The following is a 13,194-nucleotide window of genomic DNA, read 5'->3' as shown; positions in this document are numbered from 1 at the left end:
CTCGGGTCCGGCGGCGACATGCCGCGATCGGACTGGTCCGGCGTTTTGGCCCCACGCGTGATTTTGGGAACACGGTGCCGATGTCTCTCAGTCGGGCCAGCGTCTGGCCGGGCGGATGTGCCGCCTCCGGTCTGTCCTGCTCACGCGGCAGAAGACATCGAATGAACGGGACATGGGCCTTTTCGCGCCTCAAGTCAACCCGCTAGGCTTGCGGGGGCGGGAAGTCGCGCTGCGTCACGGACGGGCGCGGGCAGGGTTTTATCGTCTGGCTCTGTCTTTTCCTGCCCGTGGAAATGATCTAGACCCGGCGCCACCGCTGCAAGGACGAGGATGGCCATGGCGAAACCGATCATCTCACGTTGCGAGGCCATGGGCCTGCGCATGACCGGCCAGCGGCGCATCATCGCGCAAGTGCTGGAGGACAGCCAGGATCATCCGGATGTCGAGGAACTCTATGCGCGGGCGAGCGCGCAGGATTCGGGCATTTCGATCGCAACGGTCTACCGGACGGTCAAGCTCTTTGAAGAGGCGGGCATCCTTGACCGTCTCGAATTCGGCGATGGGCGGGCGCGTTATGAAGACGCGGAACGCGATCATCACGATCACCTGATCGACATGAATTCCGGCGAAGTGATCGAGTTCGTCGATCCCGAGATCGAGGCGCTGCAGGAACGGATCGCGGCCAAGCTGGGTTATGAACTGCGCGGCCACAAGCTGGAACTCTACGGCGTTCCGGCCCGCAAGCGCTAGCCCGACGGGCTGACCTGCGTTCGGCGTCCGGCGAAGATCGGGATCAGCACGATCAGGATCATCAGCCGCGCGACGTGACATGCGGCGATGAACCCCGGACTGGCGCCCATGGTGACACCGAGGGCGATCATCGTTTCCAGTCCGCCGGGGGCGAAGGCGGCCAAAACATGCGCTGTCGGCATCTGCAAGGCCATCGCCACCGGCGCAGCGGCGAGGATGGCGATCGCGACGGAAATCATGGTGGTGGAGGCGCCCGCCAGCAGCGAGCCGCCGAACTGGGCGCGGCTCATTCCGCTGAACCGGGTGCCGATCAGGGTTCCGAGCACCAGCAGGGCCGGGGTCAGCAGAAGCTGCGGCACCGCGCCGGGCGTCAGGCCGGTCACATGGCCGCAGGCCGACACGGTCATCGCCGCCATCAGGAGCGGGGCCGGGAACCGCAGGGCGCGAAATGCGAACCCCAGCACGATGGAGGCCACGGCCAGCGCGAGCAGAACCGCCATGTTCATCGGTGGCCCCGAGGACATCTGGATCGTTGCGAATTCGTATCCCATGGCCTGCGCCGCGAACGGGACCGACACCGTCAGAAACAGCAGGCGGATGGACTGCACGACCGCGATGCGTCCGACGTCGCTTTTCAGATCGGCTGCGAGGCCCAGAACGAAACTGAGATGACCGGGCGCGGCGGCAAGACTCGCGCTCCGGGCGTCAAATCCGAATCCCCGGATCAGGACCGCGCGGCAGCAGAGCATCGTCACGGCAAGCGCGACCGCCAGGACGACAAAGGCCATCGGCCAGCGGAACAGGACCTCGCGGGCATCCGTATCGAACCCCGCTCCGATGCTCAGCCCAAGAACCACGAAACAGGCATCGCGGATGGGATCGGCGACCTGCACCCGCAGGCCGGTCAGGGCGCCCAGGCTGACGGCCAGCGCGGGGCCCATCAGGACCCAGGCGGGCAGGGATGCGGCATGGGCCAGCCAGGCGCCGAACGCGCCCAAGGCGACCGTGAACACCGAAACGACCAGGATGTTGTGGCGAAATGTAACCGGCATGGGCCTGCCTAGCATCGGGCCACCGTCGCCGCAATCCGGGTCGCCGGCCCTTGAAGTGTCGTTCGAATCGGCCCACTGCCGGTGCCGACGACTTATTTTCCCGAAAGAGGCTGACATGGACAATCTGCGAGGCGCAGCGCTGATGACGCTCGCGATGCTCGGCTTCGCCATCGAGGACATGCTGATCAAGCTGATGTCCGGGGCTCTGCCCACGTGGCAGATCATCGGCGTGATGGGTTTGGGCGGGTCCGCCGCCTTTGCCGGTCTCACGCTCTGGAAGGGCCAGAGCCTGCTGCCGCGCGCCGCGGTCAGCCCGGTGATGCTGTTGCGCAACCTTGGCGAACTGGTCGGCACCGTCGGATTCGTGACGGCGATTGCCCTGACTCCGATCTCGTCGGCCTCGGCCATTCTTCAGGCGACGCCGCTGACGGTGACGCTGGGGGCGGCGCTGTTTCTCAAGGAACCGGTCGGCTGGCGGCGATGGAGCGCGATTCTCGTCGGTTTCTGCGGCGTCCTGCTAATCATCCGGCCGGGTATGGACGCGTTCGATCCCCTGTCGCTGTTCGCGGTTCTCGGCGTTGTCGGTCTCGCCCTGCGGGATCTGGCGACCCGCAACGTGCCGCCCGCGATTTCATCCTTTCAGGTGAGTTTCCTGGCATTCCTGACCCTGATTCCGACCGCGGGCCTGCTGTCCCTGTTCAGCCCGCAGGACATCGTGATGCCGACGCCGCGTCTCTGGCTGCTGATCGCGGGGGCCATCGTTATGGCGGTCGGGGCGTATTACGCGATCGTGGCGGCGATGCGTGTCGGGGACGTCTCTTTCGTGACGCCATTCCGCTACAGCCGGATGATCTTCGCCCTGATCGTCGGGGTCACGGTCTTTGACGAAAACCCGGACGCGGCCATGCTGTTCGGTTCCGCGATCATCGTGGCCTCTGGAATCTATACGGTCTGGCGGGAACGCAAACGCGGTTATGCGACCCAAGCGCCTCTTCCCCTTGTGGGGATGGACCGCTATGACGCGGGCGAGCCATCAGCGAGGAACAACTGACATGAGCACGATTATCGACATTCACGCGCGTGAAATCCTGGACAGCCGGGGCAACCCGACGGTCGAGGTGGATGTGATCCTCGAAGACGGCACCATGGGCCGTGCCGCGGTTCCCTCGGGCGCGTCGACCGGGGCCTACGAGGCGGTCGAAAAGCGTGACGGCGACAAGTCGCGCTACATGGGCAAGGGCGTGCTGGAAGCCGTGGCCGCGGTGAATGGCGAGATCGCGCAGGAACTCGTGGGTTTCGATGCCACCGAACAGGTGGCCATCGACAGCGCGATGATCGAACTTGACGGAACCGACAACAAGGGCCGGCTCGGCGCCAACGCGATCCTGGGCGTCAGCCTCGCCGTGGCCAAGGCGGCCGCCGATTTCACCACCCAGCCGCTGTTCCGCTATGTCGGCGGCACTTCGGCCCGCCTCCTGCCGGTGCCGATGATGAACATCATCAACGGCGGCGAACATGCGGACAACCCGATCGACATTCAGGAATTCATGATCATGCCGGTCAGTGCGACCAGCATCCGCGAGGCGGTGCGCATGGGCGCCGAAGTGTTCCACACCCTGAAAAAGGAACTTTCCGCCGCCGGCCTGTCTACCGGCATCGGCGACGAGGGCGGGTTCGCTCCGAACATCGCTTCGACCCGCGAGGCGCTGGATTTCGTGCTGAAATCGGTGGAAAAGGCAGGCTACAAACCTGGCGAGGATATCTGGCTGGCGCTGGACTGCGCCGCCACCGAATATTTCCGCGACGGCCGCTATCAGCTCAAGGGCGAGGGCGTCAGCCTGACGTCCGAGGAAAACGTCGGCTATCTCAAGGCGCTGGTCGCCGATTATCCGATCCTGTCGATCGAGGACGGCATGTCCGAAGATGACTGGGAGGGCTGGAAGATGCTGACCGAGGTTCTGGGCGACAAGGTGCAACTGGTGGGAGACGATCTCTTCGTGACCAACCCGGCCCGACTGGCCGAAGGCATTAGCCGCGGCTGTGCGAACTCGATGCTGGTCAAGGTCAACCAGATCGGCAGCCTGACCGAAACGCTCAGGGCGGTCGATATGGCGCATCGCGCGGGCTATACCAATGTGATGAGCCACCGTTCGGGCGAAACCGAGGACGCCACCATCGCCGATCTCGCGGTCGCCACCAATTGCGGCCAGATCAAGACCGGCAGCCTCGCGCGTTCCGACCGGCTGGCGAAATACAACCAGCTGATCCGCATCGAGGAAGTGCTGGGCGAGGTGGCGGAATATGCCGGGCGCTCGATCCTGAAATAGCCGGGACCACAGTCTGATCGACGCGGGGGAAATTCAATCCCCCGCGTTCGTTCGCCGGCAAGCGCCGGTCACAACTTGCGCGACATCAGCATGTATCGTTCACGCGGGGAAAATCCCGAACGGGCATAGAGCCGCCGCGCCGCCTCGTCTTCGCGGCCCACTTCCAGGTGAAGCCCCTTGACCCCGGCCTTGGCCAGCGCCTTGGGCAGGGAAACCAGCACTTCAGAGGCTATCCCGCGGCCGCGCACCGCACGGCGCATGTAGATTTCGTCGATGAAGGCATCCATGCCGCCGAATTCCACCGACCAGCCGAAGGTCACGATCACATAGCCGATCGGCGCGCGCGCGGGTCCGATCAGGTAGGCGGCCCCGTGCGGACTCCCGTCAAGCAGCGGGGACAGGCCGTCGCGCCGCGCCGCATCCGACTGGACGATGCCCTGTTCCTCGTGAAAGGTCGCAACGAGGGCGGCGAGCCGGTCCAGATCCTCCGGCTTGGCGAGGTGAAGCGCGGTGCTCATAGCCGGGCCAGACGCTCTGTAAGCAGGTCAAAGAATCCGTCCGCATCGACATCCCCGATGAACAGCGCATTGGCCGGGCGGTCCGTCACCCGCCACCAGTCGGCCACTGTCATGCCCATGGTCAGTTCCGACCGGGTTTCGATCTCGACGTTGATGCGGCGGCCGGAAAAGAGCTCCGGGCGGATCAGGTAGGCGGTCACGCAGGGATCGTGCAGCGGCGCGCCCGCGCTTCCGTATTTTTCCTTGTCGAACCGTTCGAAGAAATCGGTCATGTCGGCCACCGCCGCGCCGACCCGGTTTCCCAGGGCGCGGAACGCGTCGTTGCGTGGGGCGGTGACGAGCGCCTTGTGGGTCACATCCAGCGGCATGACGGTAATGTCTGTCCCTGATCTAAACACGATATCGGCGGCTTGTGGGTCGACATAAATGTTGAATTCCGCCGCAGGCGTGATGTTGCCGACCTGGAAATAGGCCCCGCCCATCAGCACGATCCCGGCCAGACGGTCGATGATGTCGGGCGCCTTTTCAAAGGCCATGGCGATGTTGGTCAACGGGCCTAGCGGGCACAGGGTCACGGCCCCGGAATCCTGCGCGCGCACCGTGTCGATGATGAAATCGACCGCATGCGCGTCCTGCAGCGGCATGACCGGGTCCGGCAGCACCGGCCCGTTCAGCCCGGTCTTTCCATGCACATGTTCCGCCGTCACCAGTTTGCGCCCCAGCGGACGGTCGCATCCGGCGTAGACCTTGATGTCCGGGCGGCCGGCCAGTTCGCACACGATCCGCGCGTTGCGCGCGGTTAGCGCCAGCGGCACGTTGCCGGCGACAGCGGTGATGCCCAAGACCTCGATCTCTTCGGGGCTGGCGAGGGCCAGCAGGATGGCGACCGCGTCGTCCTGGCCCGGATCGGTGTCGATGATGATCTTGCGCGCGCTCATGTCGTTGTATGCTCCGGGGTGCAGGCGCGGACAGTGTCAAGCCGCGCCCGGATTGTCCAGAAGCCGATTGCGCCCCGGCATGGCTTCGCCCATCGTGCCCGCATGAAGAAAGCGGTTTTCATTCATGCCGGCGCCCACCGCACCGGGACCAGTTCCTTCCAGGCCTGCCTTTCGGAAAACCGCGGCTGTCTCGACGCGCTGGGATACGACCTGGCCTATCCCGGACGGGACGGCGTGCCGGGGGGCAGTTTGCGTCTGCGCCTGCCACGCCCGCGGCATGGCGAAAAGCGCATCCCGGAATTCGCCGCCGGGGTGCGAAACAGGCTCGCGGAGCTGAGCCCGGACCCGTCGCGCCGCCTGATCCTGTCCGAAGAAAACCTTGCCGGGCCGATGCACCATCTTTACGAGGGCCGGTTCTTTCCCGCCGCGCGCAAACGATTCCGGACTCTCGCTGCGGCGCTGGACGCACCGCCGGATCATTTGGTCTTTGTCGTGCGGTCCTATGCCGATCTCTATGTGTCGGCCCATCGCAAACGGGCCGAAGACAATGCCGTAGCGCCTTTTTGCGAACTGGTTCCGCATTTCATGGCGATGGATCGGGGTTGGCCCGGCCTGCTGGCCGACCTGCGGGATCATTTGAAACCGGCGCGCCTGACAGTCCTGGCTTACGAAGGTCGTGGTGAAAGCCGCGCCTTGCTCCAGACGCTGGTGCCGGGCCTCGCGTCTGCCGATCTGGCCGAGCCCGCCGTTCCGATGAACCAAAGCGCGACGGATGCGGCGCTGGATGCAGTGCAATCGCGCTACCACGCTGGCGACAAGCTGCGCCGGCGGGAGTGGCGCACAATTCTGAACGACCATTCGCACGAGACGGCTTCAACCGGTTTCGCGGCTTTCCCGGATCGGGAACGCGCGCTACTGGAAGACCTGTATCACGCCGATCTGGCGCGGCTGAGCGGCATGGGCGGGATCACGTTTCGGCGCCACGTTCCTCTGCCTTGACGGTGTCCCAGATCCTGTCCATCTCGGCGAGATCGCTGTCCTGCGGCGACTTTCCCATCTCGGCCAGGCGCGCTTCGACCGCTTGGAACCGCCGGATGAACTTGGCATTGGCGCGTCGCAGGGCGGTTTCGGGTTCGACGTTCAGGTGGCGGGCCAGATTGGCCATCACGAACAACAGGTCACCGAATTCCTCTTCGATCTCCGCCGGACCCAGGCGGTCGCGGGCATCGGCCAGTTCCGCCGCCTCTTCGGTGATCTTGTCCAGCACATGCGATGCATCCGGCCAGTCAAACCCGACCCGCGCGGCGCGTTTTTGCAGTTTGACGGCCCGCAGGAGGGCAGGCAGGTTCGCGGCCACCCCGTCAAGCACCCCGGCCTGCGCCTTGCCCGCGCGTTCGCCTGCCTTGATCGCTTCCCAGTCGCGGGTCTGCTGCTCTGCGGATTTGTCGCGCGACTCGTCGCCGAACACATGCGGATGTCGCTCCACCATCTTGTCGGAGATCGCCTGCACGACGGTTTGAAATGTGAAATGCCCGGCTTCCTCGCCCATTTGCGTATGATAGACCGTTTGCAGCAACAGATCGCCCAGCTCGCCCTGCAACTCGCCCCAGGCCGCGCGGTCGATGGCGTCGGCGACCTCGTATGCCTCTTCGATGGTATAGGGCGCGATGGTCTGGAAATTCTGTTCGATATCCCAGGGGCAGCCCGTCCGGGGGTCGCGCAGGCGGCGCATGATTTCAAGAAGGCGTTCGATTCCCGCCGTCCGGTCGTGAATCAGCGTGTCATCTGGCATTGCGGCGACCTTTGTTCCTGTGTCAGATGCATCATCCACCGCATGAGAGAGGAGTCCACCCCATGCCGGTCGTGAACCGCATCGCCGATTTTTCAGCCGACATGACGGCGTGGAGACGGCATCTGCACACCATTCCGGAACTGGCCTTCGACTGCCCGCGCACCTCTGCATTCATCGCGGAACGCTTGCGCGACTTCGGTGTCGACGAGATCCACGAAGGGATTGCGCAGACGGGAATCGTCGCGCTGATCAACGGCCGGGAAGACGGGCCGACGATCGGGCTGCGCGCCGATTTCGATGGCCTGCCGATCCCCGAGGAAACCGGGCTCGATTATGCCAGCACCCACCCCGGAAAGATGCATGCCTGCGGTCATGACGGACACACGACGATGCTCTTGGGCGCGGCGCGGTATCTCGCGGAAACCCGCAACTTCGCGGGGCGCGTGGCGCTTATATTCCAGCCCGCTGAAGAGGCCGGCGGCGGTGCCGGGGTGATGGTGGAAGAAGGCATCATGGACCGTTTCGACATCGGACAGGTCTATGCCTTGCACAATGCGCCCGGATTCGATGTCGGCGCGTTCTACACGACACCGGGTCCGCTGATGGCGGCGGTGGATACGTTTCATGTCCATGTGCAGGGGGTCGGCGGGCATGGCGCGATGCCGCACGAAACCCGCGATCCGGTGATGGCGGCCTGCGGCATCGCCATGGCGATCCAGACCATCGTCAGCCGCAACCACTATGCCCTGGACGACCTAGTCGTGTCGGTCACGCAGATCCACACCGGCACGGTCGACAACGTCATCCCGGACACGGCCTATCTGAACGGAACCGTGCGCACCTTCGATCCGCAGGTTCAGGCGATGGTGCGGCGGCGGATGCGCGAAATCGTCGCCGGGCAGGCCGCCAGCTACGGGGTCGAGGCGGTTCTGGACTACGAAACCGGCTATCCTGCCACGATCAACGACCCCGACAAGACCGGCTTCGCGGCGATGATCGCGGGCGAAGTCGTCGGGGAAAACAGGGTGGTTGCCGACGCCGGCCGCGAGATGGGTGCTGAGGATTTTTCCTACATGCTTCAGGAACGGCCCGGCGCCTACCTGTTCCTCGGCCAGGGCGAAGGGGCCGGGTTGCATCACCCGAAATACGATTTCAACGACGAGGTCGCCCCGGTCGGGGCGTCCTTCTTTGCCCGGCTGGTGGAACGCGCCCAGCCGGTCCGCGCCACCATGGAGGTTTGAATGGCACTGGAAGATGCGAAGAACCAGGTCGATCAGGCATTCACCCGTCAGGACCTGAAGGGCCTGTCTTTCGAGAACGCCTTCGGGGGGGCCACGTCCTTTCTGCGCCGGAAATACACTAAGGATCTCGACGGCGTCGATGTCGCGGTGACGGGCATTCCTTTCGATCAGGCCGTGACCAACCGGCCGGGAACGCGCCTGGGGCCGCGGGCGATCCGCGAAGCCAGCGCGTTGCAGGCATTCGACCCGCCCTACGGCTGGCCGATCGACGTGCTGAGCGATCTGGCGGTGGTCGACTATGGCGACATGGCTTTCGACTATGCGAATGTCCCGGCCTTTCCCGATACGCTGACGGCGCATATCCGCACCATCCTGAACGCCGGGGCGGCGACCCTGACGCTGGGGGGCGATCACTATATCAGTTTCCCGATCCTGAAAGCCTATGCCGAGAAATTCGGCCCGCTGTCCCTGTTGCAGTTCGACGCCCATACCGACACCTGGCAGGATGATGACATGGGACGCGTCGATCATGGCACGATGTTCTACAAGGCGGTGAAATCCGGCATCGTCGATCCCGCAAGGTCGGTGCAGGTCGGCATCCGGACGGTGAACGCAGACACGCTGGGCGTCAACATCATCGACGCGCGGGAAGTCCATGCAGAGGGGCCGAAAGCGACGGCGCAGAAGATCAGATCGATCCTCGGCGATCATCCCGCCTACCTCAGCTTCGACATCGACGGGCTCGATCCCGCCTATGCGCCGGGAACCGGGACGCCGGTCTGGGGTGGTCTGACCACGGCGCAGGTCGCGGTGATCCTGCGTGACATCGCGGGGATCAATATCAAGGGCGGCGACGTGGTCGAAGTCAGCCCGCCCTTTGACACCACCGGCGCGACCGCCATCGCCGGTGCGCATGTGGCGACGGAAATCCTGTGCCTGTTGGGCTGGAACAAGCTTGCATGAGCGGGTTCAATCAACCGATCAGCGGCAACGATCTGGCCCGGTTCTCCGGGCCAAACACCTTCATGCGGCTGCCGTCCGCGAATGCGCTGGACGGGCTTGACGTCGCGGTGCTGGGCATTCCGATGGATATCGGCACGTCGTGGCGGTCGGGCACCCGGTTCGGCCCCAAGCAGATCCGGGCGGAAAGCGCGATGATCCGCCCCTACAACATGGCGACAGGGGCGGCGCCTTTCGACTGCCTTCAGGTCGCGGATATCGGGGATCTGGCGATCAACACCTTTTCGCTGGCCGACAGTCTCGGCATCATATCCGAAAGCTATGACGCGATCCTTGCGCATGACGTGATCCCGGTGGCGATGGGTGGGGATCATTCCATCACGCTTCCGATCCTGCGGGCCATCGCCCGGAAACACGGCCCTGTGGCCCTGGTGCATGTCGATGCCCATGCGGATGTGAACGACGAAATGTTCGGCATGCGCGAAACCCACGGCACGGTGTTCCGCCGCGCCTTCGAAGAAGGCCTGATCGAGCCGGACAAGACCTACCAGATCGGGTTGCGCGGCACCGGATACGGGGCGGACGATTTCACCGAAGCCCAGGGCTGGGGCTTTCAACAGTTTCCGGCGCATGATCTCTGGCACCGGTCGCTGGCGGGCATGGGTGCGGAAATACGTCGCGATATTGGCGATAGGCCGACATATGTGACCTATGATATCGACAGCCTTGACCCGGCCTTCGCGCCGGGCACGGGGACTCCGGAAGTCGGTGGCCTGACGACACCCCAGGCGCTGGAACTGATCCGGGCGCTCGGTGGGATCAGGATCGTCGGCTGCGATCTGGTGGAGGTGTCACCCCCCTACGACGCGTCGGGGAATACGGCGCTCACGGGGGCGAATCTCTTGTACGAACTGCTGTGCGTGCTGCCCGGTGTGACAAAACGTTGACAGGACAGGCAGGCTCCGCATCGGCAGTCCGCCTTGACCTGAAGATGGGGCCGGAAGACCGAGATGGGAAGACTTGTGATGCTGCTTTGGGTTCTCGTGGCCATGATCGTGGTCGGTCTCGGCTACATCCGGCTCGCCCCCAGCGATCCGGTGACCTGGCACAGGATGCCCGAGACAGCGGCAGACAAGGATTTCGCGAACGGGGTGATCCGGCGGCTGCAAACCGGCCCGGACGGGCTGACCCGGCTGGACCGGATCATCACCGACACGCCGCGGACCAATCTGTTGTTCGGATCGCCGGGAGACGGGTTTGCGACCTATGTCACCCGCAGCGCCGTCATGGGGTTTCCCGATTACACGACCGTCGAGCAGGATGGCGATACCCTGACGATCTATGCCAGGTCGCGGTTCGGGCGATCAGATTTTGGGGTGAACCGGGACCGGGTCCAGACCTGGATCGGCCTGTTGCAACCGGGATGACAGGCATCCCTTGCTCACCTCTCGCCACATCGGCACGTTGAGGGACATCTGGCACTGGGCCATGAACATGCGCCCGTCCACATGCAGGCAGATGGTTTCGCCAAGTTCCACCCGCGCGCCGGACGTGTCGGTGCAATAGCAATCCTGCACCTTCCCGTTCGGCCCGGTGACATCCGACACCGCCGGTGCGGCAAGAACCGTCAGTCCGAGAACGATCGCGCGTATCATTCCGCAAGGCTAGCACAGCCCGCCTCTTGACCAAAGCCCCCTTATATCGGACACCCCGGAAATGGTTCCTCAAGAACGCCTCGAACAGATACTGCAACGGTTTCAGTTTCTTGAAGCCGCGATGGCCGATGGCGCCAGCGGCGCCGATATCGCCGCGCTCGCCAAGGAATATTCCGACCTGCGTCCGGTGGTGCAGCAGATAGAAACCTATCGCGGCCTGCTGTCCGATCTGGCCGAAGCGCGGGCGATGCTCGCCGATCCCGACATGAAGGCGCTGGCGGAAGAAGAACTTCCGGTTCTCAAGGCGCGCCTGCCCGGTGTCGAACACGCATTGCAACTGACGCTCCTGCCCAAAGACGAGGCGGATTCGCGCCCCGCCATGCTGGAGATCCGTCCCGGAACCGGCGGCGACGAAGCGGCGCTTTTCGCGGGCGATCTGCTGCGGATGTATCAGCGCTATGCCGAGGCGCGGGGCTGGAAATTCGAGATCATAGAGGAACAACCGACGGAACTGGGCGGGATCAAGGAAGTCGTCGCCCATATCAAGGGCGACAACGTCTTTGCCCGGCTGAAATACGAAAGCGGCGTGCACCGGGTGCAGCGCGTGCCCACCACCGAAAGCGGCGGGCGCATACACACCAGCGCCGCCACCGTTGCGGTTCTGCCCGAAGCCGAGGACGTGGACGTGCAGGTCGACGCCAACGACATCCGGATCGACACGATGCGCTCTTCCGGCGCTGGCGGACAGCATGTCAACACCACCGATTCCGCGGTGCGCATCACCCACATACCGACGGGCATCGTGGTGACGAGTTCGGAGAAGTCTCAGCATCGCAATCGCGAGATCGCGATGCAGGTCCTGAAGACAAGGCTTTTCGATCTGGAACGGCAGCGCGTGGACAGCGAACGATCCGCCAGCCGGGCGGCGCAGGTCGGCAGCGGCGACCGGTCCGAACGGATCCGGACCTACAACTTTCCGCAGGGACGGATGACGGATCACCGGATCAACCTGACGCTCTACAAGCTGGATCAGGTCATGCAGGGCGATCTGGACGAGGTGATCGACGCCCTGACCGCCGACGATCAGGCGAGGATGCTGGCCGAGATGGGCACATGACGACCGCGGCCGAAGCCATGGTCGCGGCAACGGCGCGGCTGCGCGCCGCCGGGATCGCGGAACCGGCGCGGGACGCGCGTATCCTGCTGGCACATGCCGCGCGGATCGAAGCCGCCCGCGTCACCCTCATCGCGCCCGAAGACCTCGCCCCGGATGTCGGGGAACGCTACGAGCAGCTGATCGCCTTGCGGGCGGTGCGGGTTCCGGTCTCGCACCTGTTGGGGGAACGGGAATTCTATGGCCGCCGGTTCAAGATCAGCGCCGATGTCCTTGACCCGCGCCCGGAAACCGAAACGCTTGTCGAGGCGGCCCTGTCCGCCCCGTTTCACAGGGTTCTCGATCTCGGCGTGGGGTCGGGGTGCATCCTCGTGACCCTCTTGGCGGAAAACCCGGCGGCGCGGGGCATGGGCGTCGACCTGTCGGAAGCGGCCTGCCTGCAGGCCAGCGCCAATATCGTGCTGCACCGGGTGCAGTCGCGCGCCGAAGTGGTGCAGTCGGACTGGTTCGGCGCGGTGACCGGGCGCTTCGACCTGATCGTGGCGAACCCGCCCTATATTGCGCGCGACGACATGGCCGGGCTTCAGGACGAGGTGCGGTGCCATGAACCCGAGATGGCGCTGACAGACGGTGCGGACGGGCTGGATGCCTATCGCGCCATCGCTGCCGGAGTGACGGAACACCTTGAACCGGGCGGACGGCTGTTGCTGGAAATCGGCCCGACACAGGCAGATGCCGTCACGGATTTCCTGCAAAAAGCCGGCATGACGGGCCTTGGGGTCATTCACGACCTGGATGGCCGGCCCAGGGTCATACGAGCGCAGCGCCCGTGAAAAGCGCGCTCTTG

15 protein-coding genes are annotated in these 13,194 nt (G+C 64.7%); 10 read left to right on the top strand and 5 right to left on the bottom strand.

All coding sequences use genetic code 11. The annotated features are described in order from the left end of the window. Positions 1-336: 336 nt before the first annotated feature. A complete protein-coding gene (locus QO034_RS08150) occupies positions 337-750 on the top strand; it encodes a Fur family transcriptional regulator (protein WP_284485017.1) in 414 nt (137 codons plus the stop codon). Here QO034_RS08150 and QO034_RS08145 read toward each other — a convergent pair. After that, positions 747-1,802, bottom strand: a complete 1,056-nt coding sequence (locus QO034_RS08145; RefSeq protein WP_284485016.1) for an AbrB family transcriptional regulator — start codon at positions 1,800-1,802, stop codon at positions 747-749. The genes QO034_RS08150 and QO034_RS08145 overlap by 4 nt on opposite strands. Positions 1,803-1,917: 115 nt before the next feature. On the opposite strand from QO034_RS08145, the gene QO034_RS08140 reads away from it, so the two are divergent. Both QO034_RS08140 and eno read left to right on the top strand, forming a co-directional pair. Continuing rightward, on the top strand, positions 1,918-2,853 hold the full coding sequence (locus QO034_RS08140) for a DMT family transporter (protein ID WP_284485015.1): 936 nt from the start codon (positions 1,918-1,920) through the stop codon (positions 2,851-2,853). A gap of 1 nt (position 2,854) precedes the next feature. Beyond that, complete coding sequence (gene eno / locus QO034_RS08135) at positions 2,855-4,129, top strand: phosphopyruvate hydratase (protein ID WP_284485014.1); 1,275 nt, start codon at positions 2,855-2,857, stop codon at positions 4,127-4,129. 68 nt (positions 4,130-4,197) lie between these two features. Here eno and QO034_RS08130 read toward each other — a convergent pair whose 3' ends face one another. Together QO034_RS08130 and QO034_RS08125 are read right to left on the bottom strand one after the other, a co-directional pair. Continuing rightward, a complete protein-coding gene (locus QO034_RS08130; RefSeq protein ID WP_284485013.1) occupies positions 4,198-4,647 on the bottom strand; it encodes a GNAT family N-acetyltransferase in 450 nt (149 codons plus the stop codon). Beyond that, positions 4,644-5,585 (bottom strand): nucleoside hydrolase, encoded by a 942-nt coding sequence (locus QO034_RS08125; protein ID WP_284485012.1) that lies wholly within the window; start codon positions 5,583-5,585, stop codon positions 4,644-4,646. Before QO034_RS08125 ends, QO034_RS08130 begins: the two co-directional genes overlap by 4 nt. Positions 5,586-5,687: 102 nt before the next feature. Between QO034_RS08125 and QO034_RS08120 the strand changes: the two genes are divergently transcribed. Next, positions 5,688-6,584 (top strand): hypothetical protein, encoded by an 897-nt coding sequence (locus tag QO034_RS08120; protein WP_284485011.1) that lies wholly within the window; start codon positions 5,688-5,690, stop codon positions 6,582-6,584. Here the strand turns inward: QO034_RS08120 and mazG are convergent. Next, positions 6,553-7,377 carry a nucleoside triphosphate pyrophosphohydrolase gene (gene mazG, locus QO034_RS08115; RefSeq protein WP_284485010.1) on the bottom strand — a complete coding sequence of 275 codons (825 nt, stop codon included), beginning with the start codon at positions 7,375-7,377 and terminating at the stop codon, positions 6,553-6,555. The genes QO034_RS08120 and mazG overlap by 32 nt on opposite strands. A gap of 62 nt (positions 7,378-7,439) precedes the next feature. On the opposite strand from mazG, the gene QO034_RS08110 reads away from it, so the two are divergent. From QO034_RS08110 to QO034_RS08095, 4 genes are all read left to right on the top strand, one after another. Then, positions 7,440-8,618 (top strand): M20 aminoacylase family protein, encoded by a 1,179-nt coding sequence (locus QO034_RS08110; protein WP_284485009.1) that lies wholly within the window; start codon positions 7,440-7,442, stop codon positions 8,616-8,618. Beyond that, entirely contained in the window at positions 8,619-9,581 is a 963-nt protein-coding gene (gene speB / locus QO034_RS08105) for an agmatinase (RefSeq protein WP_284485008.1), read from the top strand. Beyond that, the gene (gene speB / locus QO034_RS08100; RefSeq protein WP_284485007.1) at positions 9,578-10,525 is read left to right on the top strand and encodes an agmatinase; all 948 of its coding nucleotides are present in this window, start codon (positions 9,578-9,580) and stop codon (positions 10,523-10,525) included. The genes speB (QO034_RS08105) and speB (QO034_RS08100) overlap by 4 nt, the downstream gene beginning before the upstream one ends. A gap of 63 nt (positions 10,526-10,588) precedes the next feature. After that, positions 10,589-11,005: a DUF1499 domain-containing protein gene (locus QO034_RS08095; protein ID WP_284485006.1), complete on the top strand. Its 417-nt coding sequence runs from the start codon at positions 10,589-10,591 to the stop codon at positions 11,003-11,005. On the opposite strand, the gene QO034_RS08090 is transcribed toward QO034_RS08095, so the two are convergent. Beyond that, on the bottom strand, positions 10,943-11,233 hold the full coding sequence (locus tag QO034_RS08090; RefSeq protein ID WP_284485005.1) for a hypothetical protein: 291 nt from the start codon (positions 11,231-11,233) through the stop codon (positions 10,943-10,945). The genes QO034_RS08095 and QO034_RS08090 overlap by 63 nt on opposite strands. A 61-nt stretch (positions 11,234-11,294) precedes the next feature. Between QO034_RS08090 and prfA the strand changes: the two genes are divergently transcribed. Both prfA and prmC read left to right on the top strand, forming a co-directional pair. Then, positions 11,295-12,350 carry a peptide chain release factor 1 gene (gene prfA, locus QO034_RS08085; RefSeq protein ID WP_284485004.1) on the top strand — a complete coding sequence of 352 codons (1,056 nt, stop codon included), beginning with the start codon at positions 11,295-11,297 and terminating at the stop codon, positions 12,348-12,350. Continuing rightward, the gene (gene prmC, locus QO034_RS08080; RefSeq protein WP_284485003.1) at positions 12,347-13,180 is read left to right on the top strand and encodes a peptide chain release factor N(5)-glutamine methyltransferase; all 834 of its coding nucleotides are present in this window, start codon (positions 12,347-12,349) and stop codon (positions 13,178-13,180) included. Before prfA ends, prmC begins: the two co-directional genes overlap by 4 nt. Positions 13,181-13,194 lie beyond the last annotated feature (14 nt).

Origin of the sequence: Sedimentitalea xiamensis, from assembly GCF_030164465.1 — a bacterium.
Classification (GTDB): Bacteria; Pseudomonadota; Alphaproteobacteria; order Rhodobacterales; family Rhodobacteraceae; genus Sedimentitalea; species Sedimentitalea xiamensis.
The sequence above is the reverse complement of the archived record's forward strand: the minus strand, read 5'-3'. Positions and strand labels throughout refer to the sequence as shown.

Bases quoted from the DNA above. Each gene is read 5' to 3' on its own strand.
- QO034_RS08095 (WP_284485006.1), top strand. From the start codon at position 10,589: ATGGGAAGACTTGTGATGCTGCTTTGGGTTCTCGTGGCCATGATCGTG.
- QO034_RS08110 (WP_284485009.1), top strand. From the start codon at position 7,440: ATGCCGGTCGTGAACCGCATCGCCGATTTTTCAGCCGACATGACGGCG.
- QO034_RS08090 (WP_284485005.1), bottom strand. From the start codon at position 11,233: ATGATACGCGCGATCGTTCTCGGACTGACGGTTCTTGCCGCACCGGCG.
- speB (WP_284485008.1), top strand. From the start codon at position 8,619: ATGGCACTGGAAGATGCGAAGAACCAGGTCGATCAGGCATTCACCCGT.
- QO034_RS08145 (WP_284485016.1), bottom strand. From the start codon at position 1,802: ATGCCGGTTACATTTCGCCACAACATCCTGGTCGTTTCGGTGTTCACG.
- QO034_RS08130 (WP_284485013.1), bottom strand. From the start codon at position 4,647: ATGAGCACCGCGCTTCACCTCGCCAAGCCGGAGGATCTGGACCGGCTC.
- prmC (WP_284485003.1), top strand. From the start codon at position 12,347: ATGACGACCGCGGCCGAAGCCATGGTCGCGGCAACGGCGCGGCTGCGC.
- QO034_RS08125 (WP_284485012.1), bottom strand. From the start codon at position 5,585: ATGAGCGCGCGCAAGATCATCATCGACACCGATCCGGGCCAGGACGAC.
- QO034_RS08140 (WP_284485015.1), top strand. From the start codon at position 1,918: ATGGACAATCTGCGAGGCGCAGCGCTGATGACGCTCGCGATGCTCGGC.
- QO034_RS08150 (WP_284485017.1), top strand. From the start codon at position 337: ATGGCGAAACCGATCATCTCACGTTGCGAGGCCATGGGCCTGCGCATG.
- prfA (WP_284485004.1), top strand. From the start codon at position 11,295: ATGGTTCCTCAAGAACGCCTCGAACAGATACTGCAACGGTTTCAGTTT.
- mazG (WP_284485010.1), bottom strand. From the start codon at position 7,377: ATGCCAGATGACACGCTGATTCACGACCGGACGGCGGGAATCGAACGC.
- speB (WP_284485007.1), top strand. From the start codon at position 9,578: ATGAGCGGGTTCAATCAACCGATCAGCGGCAACGATCTGGCCCGGTTC.
- eno (WP_284485014.1), top strand. From the start codon at position 2,855: ATGAGCACGATTATCGACATTCACGCGCGTGAAATCCTGGACAGCCGG.
- QO034_RS08120 (WP_284485011.1), top strand. From the start codon at position 5,688: ATGAAGAAAGCGGTTTTCATTCATGCCGGCGCCCACCGCACCGGGACC.